13 protein-coding genes are annotated in these 19,869 nt (G+C 36.8%); 6 read left to right on the top strand and 7 right to left on the bottom strand.

Features of this window, described 5'->3' with window-relative positions:
• Window positions 1-3: 3 nt before the first annotated feature.
• The 7 genes from ACN0U3_RS06980 to ACN0U3_RS06950 all read right to left on the bottom strand — a co-directional run bounded on the left by ACN0U3_RS06980 (window position 4) and on the right by ACN0U3_RS06950 (window position 10,165).
• Window positions 4-537 (bottom strand): hypothetical protein, encoded by a 534-nt coding sequence (locus ACN0U3_RS06980; protein WP_417265637.1) that lies wholly within the window; start codon window positions 535-537, stop codon window positions 4-6.
• Window positions 538-540: 3 nt separating this feature from the next.
• The gene (locus ACN0U3_RS06975; protein WP_299204164.1) at window positions 541-1,278 is read right to left on the bottom strand and encodes an AAA family ATPase; all 738 of its coding nucleotides are present in this window, start codon (window positions 1,276-1,278) and stop codon (window positions 541-543) included.
• 869 nt (window positions 1,279-2,147) lie between these two features.
• Complete coding sequence (locus tag ACN0U3_RS06970) at window positions 2,148-3,551, bottom strand: glycosyltransferase (RefSeq protein WP_417265636.1); 1,404 nt, start codon at window positions 3,549-3,551, stop codon at window positions 2,148-2,150.
• A gap of 364 nt (window positions 3,552-3,915) precedes the next feature.
• Window positions 3,916-5,292: an MFS transporter gene (locus ACN0U3_RS06965; protein WP_367182434.1), complete on the bottom strand. Its 1,377-nt coding sequence runs from the start codon at window positions 5,290-5,292 to the stop codon at window positions 3,916-3,918.
• A gap of 9 nt (window positions 5,293-5,301) precedes the next feature.
• The gene (locus tag ACN0U3_RS06960; RefSeq protein ID WP_417265635.1) at window positions 5,302-7,305 is read right to left on the bottom strand and encodes an alpha-ketoacid dehydrogenase subunit alpha/beta; all 2,004 of its coding nucleotides are present in this window, start codon (window positions 7,303-7,305) and stop codon (window positions 5,302-5,304) included.
• Between the two features lie 227 nt (window positions 7,306-7,532).
• Window positions 7,533-7,964, bottom strand: coding sequence for a lipocalin family protein (locus tag ACN0U3_RS06955; RefSeq protein ID WP_417265634.1), 432 nt, complete (start codon window positions 7,962-7,964; stop codon window positions 7,533-7,535).
• Window positions 7,965-8,233: 269 nt separating this feature from the next.
• Window positions 8,234-10,165, bottom strand: a complete 1,932-nt coding sequence (locus ACN0U3_RS06950) for a Na+/H+ antiporter NhaC family protein (protein WP_417265633.1) — start codon at window positions 10,163-10,165, stop codon at window positions 8,234-8,236.
• Window positions 10,166-10,306: 141 nt separating this feature from the next.
• Between ACN0U3_RS06950 and guaB the strand changes: the two genes are divergently transcribed.
• From guaB to ACN0U3_RS06920, 6 genes are all read left to right on the top strand, one after another.
• On the top strand, window positions 10,307-11,779 hold the full coding sequence (gene guaB, locus ACN0U3_RS06945; protein ID WP_299204178.1) for an IMP dehydrogenase: 1,473 nt from the start codon (window positions 10,307-10,309) through the stop codon (window positions 11,777-11,779).
• Between the two features lie 92 nt (window positions 11,780-11,871).
• A complete protein-coding gene (locus ACN0U3_RS06940; RefSeq protein ID WP_417265632.1) occupies window positions 11,872-13,833 on the top strand; it encodes a peptidylprolyl isomerase in 1,962 nt (653 codons plus the stop codon).
• Window positions 13,826-14,683, top strand: a complete 858-nt coding sequence (locus ACN0U3_RS06935) for a hypothetical protein (RefSeq protein WP_417265631.1) — start codon at window positions 13,826-13,828, stop codon at window positions 14,681-14,683. The genes ACN0U3_RS06940 and ACN0U3_RS06935 overlap by 8 nt, the downstream gene beginning before the upstream one ends.
• Window positions 14,649-16,034 carry a peptidylprolyl isomerase gene (locus ACN0U3_RS06930; RefSeq protein ID WP_417265630.1) on the top strand — a complete coding sequence of 462 codons (1,386 nt, stop codon included), beginning with the start codon at window positions 14,649-14,651 and terminating at the stop codon, window positions 16,032-16,034. The genes ACN0U3_RS06935 and ACN0U3_RS06930 overlap by 35 nt, the downstream gene beginning before the upstream one ends.
• 26 nt (window positions 16,035-16,060) lie before the next feature.
• A complete protein-coding gene (locus ACN0U3_RS06925; RefSeq protein ID WP_299204191.1) occupies window positions 16,061-17,014 on the top strand; it encodes an AAA family ATPase in 954 nt (317 codons plus the stop codon).
• Window positions 17,015-17,076: 62 nt separating this feature from the next.
• Entirely contained in the window at window positions 17,077-19,722 is a 2,646-nt protein-coding gene (locus ACN0U3_RS06920) for a TonB-dependent receptor (RefSeq protein ID WP_417265629.1), read from the top strand.
• The last annotated feature ends 147 nt before the right edge of the window (window positions 19,723-19,869 follow it).

The raw sequence follows: 19,869 nt of genomic DNA, 5'->3' as shown, positions 1-19,869 counted from the left end.
TGATTAATGTTTTCGTTTGATTCGTTTAAAAAAAGGTAAAGCGATGATCAATAAAACAGTACAAAGAATCAAAACCCATTTTAAGGAAGTGAAAAAACTGGCAAAACGTACAACATTATTTAGCTTTTCTGGATAATGGTACAGCAATAAAACAATTCCTAAGTTCTCTAGGTAATCTGCAACAATAACAACCAGAGGAATCAAGGCAATAAAAACACGCTGAGAAACTTTAAACAAGAGTATCGAAAGCAACAAGCCATAAACCCAAGGATAGATCAGATCCAAAGTGAGTGTCCCCCAAAAGTATTCTTCCCTTTCTTCTGCTGAATAATTATCTAAAATCAAATAAGCATCATTAACAGCGTATGAAAATTGAGTGTCTAAAAGTGTATTGTCTGCATTGGTTGAATGAAATACTGGAAACAAAAAGAGATTGAAAAACATCACAATCACGAACAAGAAAAATATCGTCTTCCAAGTAGCATGTTTATTTAAAAACTGAGCAATAGTATGATTCTTTTTAACTCTATTGTTCATTCCTTATTTCGAATCTAATACTTGTTCTTGTAAGGACGCTTTCTTTTCTAATTGTTCAATTAAAATAGACTTGACAGAAGTTTGAATATAGTCTTTCGCTTCGGCAAAGGAAATTCCGTATTTACGAACTACCCCTTGCATTTCAGTTGGGAAATTCGACAGCAGTTTTTCGTAGTAAGCATCAAGGGTTTCTTGATTCGGCAAATCAAAGTTGATACGCAACTGAAACCTACGCAACAAAGCTGTATCTATAATTTCTGGGTGATTAGTCGCGCAAATTAACAAGGCGTCTTGTGGATAATAATCGATCAGTTGAATTATGGTATTTACCAACCTTCGCATTTCACCAACTTCTTTATCACTTGTGTCTCTGGCCTTTCCGATTTGGTCAAACTCATCTAAAAATAGAATAGATTTTGTGCGTCCTGCTTTGTCAAATACTTGTTTTATATTTTGAGCTGTTTCTCCAATTCTCGAGCAAACAATATTACTTAAGTTGAGAATGTAAATTGGTTTATTTAAAGCATTTGCAATTCCTTTGGCTGTAGTTGTTTTTCCACAACCTGAACTTCCTTGCAACAAGAGTTTGTTGTTTACAGGTAGATTATACTTCGTAAGTTCATCAACATACTTGTACTCTTTAATTAGTTGTTGAATGTTTTTTCGGTTCTCTTGATTTAAAAAAATATCATCTAAAGAAACTACTTCTTTATCTCGTATGAGCAAGTCGTGGATATTCATGTTTGAATTAAATTTGGATACAAAGATACGATAAGTAGGGTCAATTAGTGAAATTAGGAATTGAAAGAATTGCGAATACTTAATACGTGCGTTGTAATGGCACGCGGATGACGCAGATCTAGGAACGCGGATTTTTACGGATTTTTTTAAACCGCAAAGTCAACAGAGGCTGCGCAAAGTTTCGCAGAGAGTAAAGTACTTATTTAGGGAAGTACAAAGCACATAATTCATAATTCACTAATTCGTAATTCCCCAATTCGTAATTCGTAATTCGTAATTCGTAATTACTATCTTAATAGCTGTAATGGCACGCCGATGACGCGGATCTAGGAACGCGGATTTTACGGATTTTTTTGAACCGCAAAGTCCGCCAAGATTTCGCAGAGGGCGCAGAGGGCGTAGAGGGTAAACTACCTATTTAGGGAAGTACAAAGCACAATTCATAATTCACTAATTCGTAATTCGTAATTAACTTCGTTGAGGGCTAAAGCCGTTCGTAATTACTATATTAATAGCTGTATTGGCACGCCGATGACGCAGATCTAAGAACGCGGATTTTTACGGATTTTTTTGAACCGCAGAGTCCGCCAAGATTTCGCAGAGGGCGCAAAGTTTCGCAGAGAGTAAAGTACTTATTTAGGGAAGTACAAAGCACAACATTCATAATTCACTAATTCGTAATTCACTAATTCGTAATTCGTAATTAACTTCGTTGAGGGCTAAAGCCGTTCGTAATTACTATATTAATAGCTGTATTGGCACGCCGATAACGCAGATCGAGGAACGCGGATTTTTACGGATTTTTTTGAACCGCAGAGTCCGCCAAGATTTCGCAGAGAGTAAAGTACTTATTTAAGGAAGCACAACATTCATAACTCATAATTCATAACAGAGTCATCTGTAGGAATTGCCTCGTTTTGTTCTCTGGTCAACCACCCTCGTCTGTTGGCTGTTAGTATAGCGTAGGGCGTAATCCAAAAAAGAGTGAAAAAATAAAATAAATTATAGGTAAATATCCAAAGCGAGTTCATCTTGCTGTATTTAATTCCATAATAAAGTGCTGGAATGATGGAGAATAAAGCCACACTAATAATTGTTGAGCTAAGAAAAAGAAGTGGGTAAAAAACCAAACTCAGCACCATAACTATCAAGGCAGGATATGCAGAAATAATAGACATCCATTGATTTATCAATAAAATTCTAGGTTTGAGTTTATTCTCTTTTCTAAAATCAGAGAATGCAAATTTGGACATCATAATATTTTCCCTAACATTACTCCTTTCCCACCTGGTAAACATTTTTCTCAATATACCGTAGGTCTCTGGAATGTTTGTACAAACATGCGCATTACTTTGAAACAATGTATTGTAGCCCTGTTTTAGGATCATATTGGTCATTGCTCGATCTTCACCGATATCTGTTTGAACCCCAAGAAAGGTTTGATTCATCCAATCTTCCAAACAATGTATAACTGCTTCTTTTCGGTATGCTGAAAGTGCACCAGGCGTACAAAGCACAGTTTTCATTTGACCTTGAGCAGCACGAATAAATCCAAAACTAAATGCGAAACTAACATTCAACATTTTCGGAATAATTGCCTTCTTAAGGTTTTGGATTTTCACATTTCCAGCAACAGCGCCACAGTTTTCATCTACCACAAAAGGAGAGGCTAAATTTCTAAGTGTATCATCATAAATCAATGAATCACTATCAATTGTTACAATCACTTCTCCTTTCGCTAGGTTAATGCCTCTGTACAGCGCATGTCTTTTTCCTTTGTTTTCAGGCTGTTGATAAATGGATAGAAAATCACCCAATTCAGCCTTAGACTTTTTCATCCAATCCCAAGTATCGTCACCGCTCCCGTCATCAATAGCAATCAATTGAATTTTATCTTTTGGATAATCGCTTTGGGCAATGCTTTTTAGGGTATCGAAAACGAAAAACCCTTCGTTATATGCAGGAACGATGATTGTTAAAGTGGGCAATTCTTCATCCGTAACAGATGCTATCGGTTTGTACTTAAAGTAGTGATAAAGTAAAAACAAGAAGAAAAGCACTTTAGAGACTAAAACTGTCAGGGTGAAATAAAATAACATACTTCCCCAAAAAGAATTGAATTTGATGGCTTGTACTTCTTGAAATTGATGTTGTAAAAAATAAAGAAGAACACCAGCGCCAAAAATTAATACTAAAGTATTGATTAAAATACCATAATCTCGAAGTGATAAAAACGTATTCGTTTTTAAAGGTTTTGAACTTTCTTTTGTCATAATTGAATCTGTTGAAAAGTGTATAATAGTTTGTCGTCTTTTTCTTAGACACTATAAACATAAATCATAAAACTCAATCATATCAAGGCTTATAACAAATATTGGCAGCTTATAACATTCCTTAACTATATTCAGATTGCTGGCAAACACATGAAGAACTTAGAGGGTTTTCTGGCCTAAAACATCTTTATAATAATTGTTTGATGTCGGTAAATTCGCAACAAAACAAACCGCAACTAAATAACAATAAGACAGTTGCCATTTTGTAATTAAACATTTTCACTTGTGAGAATTGCGGAGGCATTCAAGAAAAATAACAAAGTGCAGCTCCAGTGCAAAACAGTGTAAGCATGTGGGTTAAGATCTACTCCCCACGCGCTTCTTTTTCAGCAAGTTTTCTCAATCTACTTTCGCTCAATACGCGTCTTCCTTTAGCTGATTCTTTACGGGGGACAAATATCAATAAGACCAATCCAATTGCAAAGAAAGCAACGATAGAAAGTACAGAAGCCCTAAGGTTTCCTGTTAACGCCTCCATTAATCCAAAGAAGAAAAGTCCCAAAACGATTCCTAACTTTTCAGCTACATCGTAGAAAGAGAAGTAAGAAGCATGATCTTCTGTAGTAGGCAAGAACTTGGAATAAGTTGAACGAGAAAGCGCTTGTACTCCACCCATCACCAATCCTATTCCAGCAGCTAAGAAATAAAACTCAATTGGTTTATGGATCCAATATGCCCAGATACAAAGTAACATCCACCCTACCACCACAACAATCAAAGTTTTCAGGTTTCCTATTAAACCAGAAATAAATGACATCAGATATGCCCCAGCAGCACCTAGAATTTGAATTAACAAAATGGCTACAATTAGACTACTGTCACCACCACCTTCTCCCCAATTGATTTCTTTTTTGGCAAAGACCACCGCCATTAACATAACAGTTTGTACTCCTGTATTAAAAAAGAAAAAAGACATCAAGAACCTTTTAAGTCTTTTGGTTTGACGGAATTCGTTAAAAACACGTTTTAACTCAGTAACTCCTTTAAATATATAGCCTGAACTTACCTCTCGTTTATATACGTTATGCGGCAAACGACGGAATGTAAATTGAGCAAACCCCATCCACCAAAGTCCGACAAGAATAAAGCTATACTTTGTGAAGGAAGCATCCCCCAACATAATAATTGCCAAACAAATCACCAATAAAATCATACTTCCAAAATACCCCATAGAGAATCCACGGGCAGAAATATTATCATGGTCCTTGGGTTCTGCAATTTCGGGTAAAAAGGCGTTGTAGAATACTAAACTGTTCCAAAACCCTATACTGGCCAAGAAAATGGATAGCATTCCCCATTCTATGTTTGCGGGATTAAACCAAAACAATGAAATACTGGAAAGCGCTCCGAGGTAACAAAAGAACTGCATAAAGCGTTTTTTATTTCCAGAAACGTCGGCAATCCCCGATAAAATAGGAGACAAAATACTGACTAACAAAAAGGATACTGCCAAGACGTACGAAAACAAAACAGAGTTAGATAAAGTATATCCAAAGAACTCTACCATTACATTTTCATCTGGCAGCAACTGCTTACGACCTACACTTTTTAGGTAGTGACTTTCCGTGACATTGGCATAAAAAACTGGAAATATTGCGGAGGAAATGACTAAATTGTATACTGAATTCGCCCAGTCATAAAAAATCCATCCTTTTATTACACGCTTATTTCCTTTTTCCATCGGGTGTATTTAGTAATTTAATAATTCTTTCAAAACGGTTTCAAATCTAGCATTTGCCAAGAAGTTCTTTTCTAAATCAGCTTCAAAAGGAATGGGTGTATTCAAAGAAGCAACCCTGCGAATTGGTGCGTCTAAGTATTCAAAACAAGCTTCGTTTAGTTGAGTCACTAATTCAGCGCCTATACCACCGATTTCAACGTCTTCATGCAAAACAATAACTTTTCCCGTCTTTTTTACAGAAGCGATTACAGTTTCCATATCTAAAGGTGCTAGTGTTCTTAAATCAATTAAATCTGCAGAAATTGAAGCGTCTTTTTCCAATGTTTCAAGCGCCCAATGAACACCTAATCCATAAGTTACAATCGTCACATCCTCTCCTTCTTTAATCACTGCTGCTTTCCCAATTTCAGTGGTGTAGTAATCATCATAAACGTCTTCCCTCAAGCTACGGTAAAGGAACTTATGTTCGAAGAACAATACTGGGTTTGGATCTTCAATAGCTGCCGATAAAAGTCCTTTCGCATCTCCAGGAAAGGCTGGATAAACGATTTTCAATCCAGGTGTATGGAAAAACCATGCTTCTGTACTTTGCGAATGGAAAGGCCCGGCTGCAACTCCTGCTCCTGTTGGCATTCTCACAACAACATCAGCATTTTGCCCCCAACGCCAGTGTAATTTCGCAAGGTTATTCACGATTTGATTAAAACCAACCGATACAAAATCAGAGAATTGCATTTCAACCATGGCTTTCATACCCGCGATAGACAAGCCTAATCCAGCTCCAATAATTGCAGACTCACACAATGGTGTATTGCGTACACGGTCTTTTCCAAATTGCTCTACAAAACCTTCGGTAACTTTAAAAACACCTCCGTAATCGGCAATATCTTGTCCCATGAGAACAAGTTCTGGATAACGTTCCATAGATTGTCTCAAACCATCAGAAATGGCATCAACCAATCTTTTTTCGCTTTTGTTTTCGCTTTCAGGCGCAACAACAACTTGATTGTGTTCCTTAAATAAATCTTTTATTTCAGTTGCAGTATCAGGAACAATTTTCGGTTCTTCTCCTGCAATGTCTAATCCGTTTTGGATTTCTTCTTTAATGTCCTTTTTGAATTCAGCAATCATTTCCTCTGTCAACAATCCTTCTTCTTTTAAGAACAGTTCAAAATTCACCACAGGATCTTTCTTGTTCCATTCTTCTTGGATTCCTTCAGGATAGTATTTTGTCCCTGATGCTTCTTCATGGCCTCTCATTCTGAAGGTCAAACATTCCAATAAGAATGGTCTTGGACGTTCACGAATAGATTCTGCGATTTGTTTTACAGAGTTAATGACTTCAAGAATATTGTTTCCATCGATTTGGAAAGCATCCATTCCATAACCAATTCCTTTATCAATAAATTGCTTGCAACGGAACTGTTCATTACTTGGAGTAGATAATCCCCACTGGTTGTTCTCAATGGTAAAAATAACAGGCAACTGCCACACTGCGGCAACATTTAAGGCTTCATGAAAATCTCCTTCACTTGCTCCTCCATCACCTGAGAAAACCAATGTTGCTTTTTCTTCTTTTTTTAACAATGAAGAAAGTGCAATCCCATCGGCAATTCCTAATTGCGGTCCTAGGTGAGAAATCATTCCCACAATATTGTAATCCATTGTTCCGAAATGGAAAGAACGGTCACGCCCTTTTGTAAAACCTGACATTTTCCCTTGGAATTGAGCAAAGAGTCGATTCAGAGGAATGTCACGTGTGGTAAAAACACCTAAGTTTCTATGCATTGGAAGTATCACTTCTTCCTTATTCATGGCCATGGTTGTTCCGACGCTAATTGCTTCTTGTCCCCAACCTGAGAACCACTTTGAAATTTTACCTTGTCTCAAGAGAATTAACATTTTCTCTTCAATCAGACGAGGTTTTAGAATGCGTTTGTATATATCAACGAGCTCGTTATCTGAAAAATTTGAACGGTCGTAATCAATGTTTCGTTGGGTTAACGTTTCCATGGTCTATTTTATCTTCTATTTTTAGATAAACAAACTTAATATTAATCTAGCATTAATAACTAAAATAATTTTAAAAACATCAACAACATATAGTAACTAACAGCAAAATCATTAACGATCATCTTAATATCGTTTCGATTTAAGCTTTTGTCAGAATGGACGTTTGAAGGATATAATTAGAGACCTTATATGATTCTTCTGAGAAAACCTTCTTCACCTAGTAAACCCTACTCTTCTATTTTTTTATACCTAACATACATCCACTTGTCACTACCCGGTCTAGGTCTTAAACCTAAAATCAATTGATCTCCATCTACTTTGTGAAGCAACATCGGTTTAGAAACATCTGATTTACTTAGAATTATTTGATTCTCATCTAATTTCCAATCATATTCTTTTCGGCTTTCAGCACATTCACTTGAATAAAAGACCTCAAATGCTTTCCCCCCTTCTTTAAAAACCACATGGTCTTTTGTTTCGCAATCAGGATTTTTAGGTTTGTGAGGCATAAGCCACCCTTCTCCATTATCCCCCATTAAGGTACCTTCAATTTCCCATACTCCGGTAAGCTTTGCAATGTTTGACTCCTGTGACAACAGTTGAGTAACATTAAGTAAAACTGCTGTAGTAAAGATAATCACTAATTTACTTCTCCTCATATCATGTTATTTAATAATTCATAAAACAAAGCTTATACAACAGCATATACGATTCAATATACGCTTGTTTTTAGCTTTACAATTCCAAAACAAAAATACTTTAGATAAAGAGTAAAGTAAATAGGGGTTTACCCTATAATTTAACGAATCTTGAAGCTACAGAAGTAAAAGAAAAGAAGTAATTACACATTCATAATCAACAACGCTCAACAAAGATTATAATTGATGTTTTTTCTCCCTTATTATTCATTAGAAAGTAAACAAAAACGCTATTGTTTCTTTCCTACAAAGTGAACTACAAGAAAAAGTAATCCAACCCCTACACCAAATGCCACGAGATTTGGCACACCTAGAGCCGTTGGAATCACACCCACACCCAGGGCCACCGAACCTACAATTAAAGCATAAGGCATTTGGGTCTTCACATGTTGAATATGATCACACGAAGTTGCTAAACTACTCAGTATTGTCGTGTCAGAAATAGGTGAACAATGGTCTCCAAGTACTGCACCTGCCAATACAGAAGCAATGGTATTGTACATTATGGCCATTTCGGAATAATTGGGATCCGCTGCTGCTACAGCAAATGATAATGGAATCACAAGTGGATACATCAAGGCCATTGTACTCCATGAGGAACCTGTTGAAAAGGCAATAAATGCAGACAAAACAAAAGTCAAGGCTGGAATCACCCAGACATGTGAAAAGTCATTTCCGAAAAAGGCTTTTAAATATTCTGCTGTACTTAGGCTTTCTGTTACTCCCGCCAAGGACCACGCTAAAATTAAAATCACTACCGCTGGCATCATTGTATTGACACCCACTAGAACAGCATCCATCACTTCTTTGAGTGACATTATTCTTTGGGCTACTGTTAAAACAATTGCTGCTGTCAATCCGGCCATGGATGACCACAACAAAGCGACATAAGAATCTGCATTTCCAATTACAATTCCGAGTTTCCTAAAAAAACCAACTTCATCTCCTCCTTCTGTTCCAATCGCAGCCCAAGTTCCCTGACTCAAGTCTATTCCTCCAGCAAGTAAATCTGCATGAGAGGTCGACAAACCTGTTATGAGTAGACCTAAAAAAGTTCCTGAAATCACGATAAAAACAGGTATGATTGCATTATAAGCTTTGATTTTTGCATTCTTTACAGGATTGAATTCTTCCAACTCTCTATTGGTTACTGTATCTCCGATTACACCTTCTTCTAAAGTTCGTTTTTCTGCGGAATACATCGGACCAAAATCACGTTGTTTGTACAAAATAAAAAAGACAAAAAACAAGGTAAAAACAGGATAAAAAGAATAGGCTAAAGAATTCATAAAAACACCATAAGCACTCTCGGTAATGGTAACTCCTTGCTGCAACTCAATTTTCGCAAGTCCATCTGTAATGTAGGTCAACTCTGCACCAATCCATGTCGTGATAAATGCTACAGCAGCCACAGGAGCAGCAGTAGAATCAACAATATAGGCCAATTTTTCTCTAGAGATCTTCAAGCGATCTGTAATGGGACGCATAGTATTTCCGACCACCAAAGTATTGGCATAATCATCAAAAAATATGGCCAGCCCCAAAAAGTAAGTCGTCAACATTCCAGACCTGCGGTTGGTAGCATATTTAATCAATCGATTCACAACCCCTTGCATTCCTCCATTTTTGGAAATCACTGCGACAATAGAACCTATCAACACCGAAAACAAAATGACCGAAGCATGACCGGGATCGAGTAATGCATTCAATATATAGTGATCTAGGACTGTAAAAAAGGCAGCGAAAATTCCTGATATTCCTCCTCCATAAAACCCAATGGTTGCTGCACCAATAAAGATCCCAATAAACAAAGCTGAAAGCACTTCCTTTAATATCAACGCCAAAAGAATAGCAATCAACGGAGGCAAAAGTGACAACCACCCCGGAATCACCATCGGTTGATCATATTCTACATTGGCATTCTCGAAATGGATATTGTTGTTTGGTAGTGACACGATCATGACATAGTGCTCCCCTGTTTTACTCAACGGAACAGTGTCTTTATTCAGGATGAGATAGTCCAGTTCAACATCAGATTGCACTTGCACATCTGTTGGCACATTTTTCAAAAGCACTTCAGGAAAAACAACCTGCTGACTATAAGTAGATTGACCAGCAATCATTCCGAAGAAAAATAGAAGTACAGCAAAGTGTTTCAGCATGTGTTTTTATAGTTTTAGACCTCGAATATAAGAATAATGAGTGTTTAACAGATTTTATCAATATAAAAACATCAAAAAAAGTGAGTTCTTTTTAATTTTTATTACTTTTGCGTGAATTTATTTACATAAAAATAGGTTCACATGGCATTCCGAGATATAAGTAAAGTAAGAGAAGGATTAACATTTGATGATATACTTCTTGTTCCAGCACACTCAAAAGTGCTTCCCCGAAACGTAGTTCTAAAAAGTAAAATCACTAAAAACATTAGTGTAAATACGCCAGTCGTATCTGCAGCAATGGACACCGTAACAGAATCAAGCATGGCGATTGCTATTGCTAGAACGGGTGGTATTGGAGTGATTCACAAAAACATGAGCATCGAGCTTCAAGCTTTGGAGGTGCGCAAAGTAAAGCGTTCTGAGAGCGGGATGATTATCGACCCCATTATTTTGAGAGAAGACGCATTGGTTAAAGATGCGCTCAACCTGATGAAAGAAAATAAAATTGGAGGTATTCCTGTCGTTGATCAAAACAAAGTGTTGAAAGGTATTGTCACCAACCGTGACTTGCGTTTTGAAAAAATAAAAGACCGTCCAATCGTTGAAGTAATGACTAAAGACAATTTAGTAGTGACCAATGAGGCGACAGACCTAATGACCGCTGAAGGTATTTTACAGCAACATAAAATTGAAAAACTACCGGTAGTAGACAAAGACAATAAATTGATTGGCTTAATTACCTACCGAGACATTATAAAGGTCAAGGAACACCCTTACTCATGTAAAGATCAATTCGGTCGTTTACGTGTAGCAGCCGCAGTTGGTGTTACCGATGACACCTTAGAAAGAGTGGATGCTTTGGTGAATGCTGGAGTTGACGCTATCGTTATTGACACAGCTCATGGACATACGGAAGGAGTAGTAGAGAAACTAAAAGCAGTAAAAGCTAAGCATGACTCCATCGATGTAATTGTTGGAAACGTTGCTACTGCAGCTGCCGCAAAATTCTTAGCCGATGCAGGTGCGGACGCAGTAAAAGTAGGAATTGGTCCAGGTTCAATTTGTACAACGCGAATTATTGCAGGTGTTGGTGTCCCTCAGATTACTGCAATCAATGATGTTGCTGGCGCACTTCAAGGAACAGGTATTCCTGTAATTGCTGATGGTGGAATTCGTTATACTGGTGATATCGTTAAAGCAATTGCTGCTGGAGCAGACATCGTAATGGTTGGATCAATGTTCGCAGGAACAGAAGAATCCCCTGGAGATACAATTATTTACCAAGGAAGAAAATTCAAAGCCTACCGTGGTATGGGTTCTATCGAGGCCATGGAAAAAGGTTCAAAAGACCGTTACTTCCAAGATTCTGAAGACGACAGTAAAAAACTAGTTCCAGAAGGAATTTCAGGCCGTGTTCCTTATAAAGGAAATTTAGAAGAAGTTGTTTACCAAGTTGTAGGTGGACTTAGAGCTGGAATGGGGTATTGTGGTGCAGCAACAATAGAAGATTTGCAAGGTGCAGAGTTTATTCGCATAACTAATGCAGGAATGACAGAATCTCACCCACATGATGTTGCCATCACTAGAGAAGCTCCTAATTACAGCTTCAAATAGTCGAGAGGCAATATTTTCTTGGAATTACGGTTTAACCTTAAATTAGATTATTAATTTCGTAAACGTTTTAATAAATTAAAGTATTGAGTATTATGAATTTTAAATTGAATTTATTGCTATTTGCTTCATTGCTGTTTTTTGCTTTTAATGGATTTAGCCAAAAAGACCCTACAGTAATGTCGATTAATGGTGAACCTGTTACGAAAAGTGAATTTTTACAAGTTTACTTGAAGAACAATGAAGATCCTAAATACGATAAAGAGACTTTAGATGAATACATGGAATTGTATAAAAAATTCAAGCTGAAAGTTGCAGAAGCAGAAGCTTTAGGATATGACACAATTCCGTCTTTAGTAAGAGAATTAAATGGGTACAAAGAGCAATTGGCTCAACCTTATTTAATTGATACAAAGAAAACCAATGAATTAATTAATGAGGCTTATGAAAGAATGAAATACGAAATTAGGGCTTCTCATATATTGGTGAATGTTTCAGCAGACGCTTCTCCTGCAGACACATTGAAGGCATACAACAGAGCTTTGACATTGATGAACCGTATTAAAGAAGGTGAAGATTTTGGAACTGTAGCTAGTGGACCTCGTGGATCTGACGACCCCTCAGCAAAAGAAAACAAAGGTGACTTAGGATATTTCACTGCCTTCCAAATGGTATATCCATTCGAAACTGCAGCTTACAACACTCCAATTGGAGAAGTATCAATGCCGATTCGTACCAACTTTGGATACCATGTAATAAAAGTGTTTGACAAGCGTATTGCAAGAGGTACCATTACAACCGCTCATATTATGGTTGTTTTCAATAAAAACGCTAGTCGTTCGGAAAAAGAAAATGCAGAAAAGAAAATCAATGAAATCCATGAAAAGTTAAAAAGCGGCGAATCGTTTGCAAAACTAGCTCGACTGTATTCTGACGATCAAGGTTCAAAAGCAAAAGGTGGAAAATTACCTCCTTTTGGTTCGGGAACAAACCAAAGAATGGTAACTGAGTTTGAAGATGCTGCATTTGCTTTAGCAAACGATGGTGATTATTCCGAACCTTTCGAAACAGCTTATGGTTACCATATTGTTCAACGAATTGAATACAAACCTTTAGGTACTTTAGCTGAGTTAAAACCACAGATTCAACAAAAATTAAATCGCGGTGACCGAGCTCAGCTTTCAGAAAAAGCATTTATTGCCAAACTCAAAAATGAAAATAAGTTTGTTGATAAAAGCGATAAAAGATTAGCGTGGTTTTATGAAAACATCGACAGTACTGTTTTCAAGAAAAACTTTAAAGCGCCTGAGTTGAAAAAGAACAAATGGATGTTCAAATACAACAAAACGAAGTATGACATGCAATCTTTTCTTGACTTCATTACGAATCACAAGAATAAAAAGCCAATGGCCATTGAAGCATATGTCAATGAAAAGTACCAACAATGGGAAGCTGAATCGATCATGAATGACGAGAAAAGCAAGCTCCAAGAAAAGTACCCAGCTTACAAATCATTGCTTCAAGAATACCACGATGGAGTCCTTTTATACGAAATCATGAAAGATAAAGTTTGGGACAAAGCCATTCAAGATTCTGTTGGACTTCAAACTTATTTTGAAAACAATATTGATCAGTATCAGTGGCCGGAAAGAGTTCATGCTGACATCTATTCTTCTGACAAAGAGGAAATGATTTTGGAAGCACAGTTATTGGTCGCAATGGACACTGTAAAAATGAGTGACATTGTAAGCAAAGTTAACACAGATTCGCAATTGAATTTAGAAGGTGAGAAAGGAAAGTATGTTCAGTCAGAACACCCAGTCTTAAAAAATCAAGATTTAAAGCTTGGAGTAAACGAGGTGTTTAAAAAAGGGGATAAGTACTACCTTGTGGTTATCCAAGAAATCCTTCCTGCAGGACCAAAATCAATTACAGAAGCACGTGGTGCAGCAATTCAAGATTATCAAGCACATTTAGAAACGCAATGGTTAAACGAATTGAAGAAAAAACACACCATTGTTGTCAATGAAGAAGTATTATATAAAATAGGTGAATAAGATCGTTTCATATAAATTGAAGAAGGTTGTTCTATGGAGCAGCCTTTTTCTGTTTTTATTCTCTTGCTCTGGTAATCGAGATAAAAAAATCTGCCAAGTTGGGGAGCACATTCTTTACGCATCAGAATTAGAGGTCAGAAAAGAGCTGTTTTTTCCTCACCTAAACGATGAAGAAGCAAAGAAAAAAGCAATTGAACAGTGGATAGAACAACAAGGTGTCAAGTTAGAAATAGAGAGTGTCTCACCTAAAGTTAAAGTTGCCCATGAATTGAGCATTGAAGATGAACTCATGCAGTTAAACTTGTTTGAATTAGAGAACCAATTCATCACTAAGCATCTAGACTCAATCATTAGCGATCAAGAAATTCAAGACTATTACGAAAGCCACAGGGAGAATTACAAAGCAGAGTCTTACATTGTACGCGCACTTTACATCAAGGTTCCAGATACAGTTGCAGGCGTCTTAAATATAGATGAACATTACTTGTTAAAGAATGATAAAGATCTAGAGGAAATAAAAAAATATGCAAATCTTTACGCCAGCGGATTTTACTTCGAGCAAGAACGTTGGATTTATTTTGATGATTTAGTGAGGGAAATACCTATTTCAACAGATACTAAAGATGATTTAATCAAAAGACGTGGCGAAGCTATTTTTAAAGATAATGGTGAGACTCATTACATAAATGTACTTGATTTCAGAACAAAATCTATATCTTCACCGATGGAAGTAGAACGCGCTGGAATTCGCCGTCACATTTTAAAAAGAAGGGTGAATAATTTACGCAGCACAGCAAAAGAAACAATATTAGAAAATGTTAAAGAAAAATATACAGTTACTTATTTTTAGTTTTGGGATAATACTTGCAGGAAATGCTCAAATCATTACCGACAAGCAAGGTTCTTCATCTGGATCAGGCAGTGTTATTGATGAGATTATTGCTCAAGTTGGTGACCTACCCGTTTTACGTTCTGACCTTGAAGCTCAGAAAGCACAACTACAGGGAGAAGGGATGACCGTAGATGAAACGACTTCCTGCACTATTTTGGAAGAGTTGCTTTATCAAAACCTTCTACTTAATCAAGCTAAACTAGACAGTATCGATATTTCAGACGGTCAAGTCAATGCGGAAATGGAAAACCGTTTACGTTCAATAGAACAACAAATCGGAAGTAGAGAGAAACTTGAATCTTTTTATGGCAAAACATACACTCAAATTAAAGAAGAATTCCGTGAGGTTATTCGTGACCGAATGATGTCTCAAGAAATGGAAAGACAAATTATTGCTGATGTTGAAGTGAGTCCAAATGAAGTAAAGACCTTTTTTGAATCAATTCCAGAAGACAGTATTCCTTTAATCAACGAGAAAATTGCTATTCAACAAATTGTTATTTTCCCGAAAATCACCCAAGCTAGCAGAAATGCTGTTATTGAAAAACTAAGCCGTTGGAGACAAGACATAATAGACGGAAACCGTTCATTTTCAGCAGTTGCAACCATTCATTCTGAAGACTTAGGAAGTGCAAAACAAGGGGGTAGAATTGAAGCCACACGAGGAATGATGGTTAAACCTTTTGAAGCCGCAGCATTTGCATTAGAACCAGGAGGGGTTTCTGATGTTGTAGAAACACAATACGGTTATCATATTATTCAATTAGAGTCAAGAAAAGGAGATGATTATGTTGTTCGTCATATATTATTGTCACCTGAAATCGGTCGTCAAGAACTCACTGATGCAGCAACACTAATGGATGAATGTTATGCACGTTTAAAAAAACATGAAATTACTTGGGACGAAGCTGTGAAAGAATATTCGGAAGATGATGACACACGTCAAAATCAAGGTTCAGTTTCTAACCCATATACCGGAGATATGTATTGGGATGTTGCCAACATCAACCAGATTGATCCTCAGATTTTTGGATTGGTCAATGGACTAGAAACTGGAGAAATTTCTAATCCGGCGATGTATTCTGATATGCGAACAAGAAGAGATGGAGTTCGAATTGTACGTATTAAGAACAGAACTGAACCACACAAAGCCAACTTAAAAGATGATTATAACTTCATCAAAAAGGCAGCTGAGAACAATAAAAAAGAAAAAATTATTACAGAATGGGTAAACGGTAAAATAGGGAGAACCTATGTTCGTTTTGATGAACAATTTTCGAATTGCAATTTTCATTACCGTTGGAAATAAATGAAAACCATTAAATCTGCACTATTATGTCAAACGTAAAAGAATTAGATCAACTCGTTGATAAATATAAGTTACTTAAAAAAGAAATTCATAAAATCATAGTTGGACAAGAAGAGGTTGTTGATCAAGTTTTGATTTCAATGTTTTCGAGAGGACATTGTCTTTTAGTAGGTGTGCCAGGATTAGCCAAAACTCTCCTTGTCAACACCATTGCACAATCTTTGGGTTTAAGTTTTAACCGTATCCAATTTACCCCTGATTTAATGCCATCAGATATTGTTGGTGCAGAAATACTCAATGAAAATCGTGCTTTTCAATTTGTAAAGGGTCCACTTTTCAATAACATTGTATTGGCGGATGAGATTAACCGTACTCCACCAAAAACACAATCAGCTCTATTGGAAGCAATGCAAGAAAGAACTGTTACGGCGGCAGGTCAAACTTATCCTTTGCCTAAACCATTTTTTGTCTTAGCCACGCAAAATCCTATTGAACAAGAAGGAACGTATCCATTGCCAGAAGCACAACTTGACCGTTTCATGTTCAACATTTGGGTAGATTATCCAACATTTGAAGAAGAAATGTCAATCGTTAAGGCCACAACTCAAGATATTAAAATCTCTATTCAGCAAATAATGAGCAGCGAGGAGATTATACGTTTTCAAGCACTGATTCGTGAAATCCCGGTAGCTGATAATGTATTAGAGTATGCCGTTAAGTTGGTAGGAAGAACACGTATTAATGATGTTTCAGCCCCCCAACTAACTAAAGATTTCATCACATGGGGTGCAGGACCTAGAGCCTCTCAATACTTAATTATTGGTGCTAAATGTCATGCCGCATTGAAAGGGAAGTATGCGCCCGACATTGAAGATGTTCAAGCTGTAGCAAAACCCATATTGCGACACCGTCTGGTAAGAAATTACAAAGCTGAAGCTGAAGGATATTCGATGGATAAAATCATTGAAGAATTGTTATAATATTTCAACTTAGATATACCATTTTCTATTTCTCTTCGTTATTGGCAGCAAACAAATTATCCATGAGGGTTTTTAGCACTTTTATTTTATTTACAATACTCACCGTTCAAGCCTTGGCTCAACATGGAACCATCACAGGTAAAATTGTAGATAAATCAAATAGTGGATTCCCTGAGATATCAATTGTATTAGAGAGCGATAAATCAATACGTACAAGAACTAATTTAGATGGTGTTTTTGAACTTAAAGCTCCAGTCGGATTCCAAACCATCATTATTCAATTTGATGATGAAGTTCAAAAAAGAAGTATTACTGTTGTAGAAAACGAAACCCGAAGCATTGATAAAGTTAAACTGAATGTCCAATTCATCTCAGGATTTGACGTAACGGCAAAGGGTAAAGATAACAGCATTAATGATTTACCCATGATGGAACTCGGAGCTATTCCGGCTCCAGGTGGTGGAGTAGAAAAATATATCACACTGACCACTGCGGCAACTTCGAACAATGAATTGACCAATAATTATAATGTACGTGGTGGTAGTTATGACGAAAACCTTGTTTATGTTAATGGATTCGAAATTTACCGTCCTTTCCTAACACGAAGTGGTCAACAAGAAGGCATGAGCTTCATTAATCCAAACCTTGTGCAAAGCATTGCTTTTAGTGCAGGGGGATTTACTTCAAATTACGGAGACCGACTGAGTTCTGTACTGGATATTACTTACCGCACTCCTACCCGATTCAGAGGTTCATTAGACGCCTCTTTTCTTGGGGTTTCAATTCATGCCGAAGACAAAGTTAACGCGCGATTCAATTATACTGTTGCTGGACGCTATCAAGATCAAGGATATCTTTTAAATGCTCTACCGATCAAAGGAGCTTACAAACCCAAATTTTATGACTTCCAGTTGTTGACTAATTTTGCCATTAAAGAAAATTTAGTCTGGAGCGTTTTGGGACACTTCTCTTCTAATGACTATCTTTTTTCTCCCGTATCTCAAGAAACAAAATTTGGTACCGTTAGTCAACCACTCAGCTTTAAAGTTTATTTCGAAGGTCAAGAAGTGACCCGTTTCCAAACCATTACAGGTGCAACATCCTTAAAATGGGATGTCAATAAAAGAACTAATTTAGCCATGTATGCTAAGGTATTCAATACAGACGAAAGAGAAACTTTTGATATTCTGGGAGAATACTTCATCAATGAATTAGGTAAAGATCCAGCCCAAGAAGAATATGGAGATTCTGTTGGGACAATTGGAATTGGGGCGTACCTTGACCATTCAAGAAACAGATTACAAGCCACTATTTACTCATTGCGTCATGAAGGGAGTTATCAGGTTTTAAAATTAACAGAGGATGGATTAGATTATTATAAAAAAGGAAAGATCGACTGGGGAGTTTCTGCGCAATATGAAGAGTTTAATGATGTCATCAGCGAATGGGGACTCATTGATTCTGCAGGTTACAGTTTACCCCAAAACAATCCTAATGAAATCATCCTCAACAGTTCAATAAAGGCGAAAAATCAATTATCCACTTTTAGAACCAGTGGATACCTTCAATACAGTCAAGCTTTTGACTACTACAAACATGATTATCCTGTTGCCGTAACAGTTCGGTCAAAAGACTCTTTAGGGAACAAGACCAAATACATACATCAGGATACCGTTGAAAACTCAAGGTCTCAACTTTCATTCAATACAGGAGTTAGAACTGGATACACTGCCTTCAACAATGAGTTTTACATAACTCCCCGGGCAATGCTAAGTTATTATCCAAGAAGATATTATGTAAATTCAAATGGCGCATTAAAGAAACGCTATGTCCGCTTGCATGCCAGTTCAGGTTTGTATTATCAACCTCCTTTCTACAGAGAATTAAGGCGCTTTGACGGTTCTGTTAATCCAGCAACCAAAAGTCAAAAGTCATTTCACTTTGTTGCAGGAGCCGATTATGCCTTCGAAATGTGGGAACGCAATACCCCATTTAAAATGACTGGTGAAGTTTTTTATAAATATATGTGGGATGTAAACCCATACAGTATTGACAATGTGCGCACACGTTATTATGCCGAAAACATTGCTGTAGGCCATTCTTACGGATTAGACCTTAATCTTCATGGTGAATTTATTGACGGGGTACAGTCTTTCTTCAAGATAGGACTTCTGAGGAGCATTGAAGATTTGAACAATGATGATTATTATACCTACATTAATTCAGATGGTGATGAAATTATTCCTGGTTATACTTTCAATAATACGCCCGTAGATAGTACACTTAATTCGCCTGGGTTTATTCCTAAACCAACCGACCAATGGTTTACATTTGCAACATTAGTCCAAGACAGAATGCCTGGAGTTGAGCAATTCACAGCACAATTAGGATTTCAATTTGGTTCAAAACTACCTTATGGCCCTCCAGGGAATATTCGTTACCAAGATACTTTACGTCAAAAAGCATATTTTCGTGTGGACATTGGTTTTGGGTATGATTTCCTCTATAAAAAACCCAACAAGGAGGACCGCATAAAAATATTTAGACCCTTTACGGACATACAGTTGAACTTTGAAATCTTCAATATACTAGGCATTAAAAACGTACTATCGCAACAATGGATTCAAGACACAGAAGGTCGCCATATCGCCATCCCAAACCACCTTACTCACAGAAGATTTAACCTGAAATTAATTCTCCGTTGGTAACTCCTCATCCTGAGAAAATTAGACTTACTTTAAATTGAAGCTTTTGTTAGAAATTGATTTCGAATCATTTTTAACAAATATATTTGTTTCTATAAATAAAAAAGTTGTAAATTTAACGAATAAAGCTTTTTGCTTTAAATTAAACAC

The organism is Brumimicrobium sp., from assembly GCF_048268645.1.
GTDB classification, from domain to species: Bacteria; Bacteroidota; Bacteroidia; order Flavobacteriales_D; family Crocinitomicaceae; genus Brumimicrobium; species Brumimicrobium ulvae.
The sequence above is the reverse complement of the archived record's forward strand: the minus strand, read 5'-3'. Positions and strand labels throughout refer to the sequence as shown.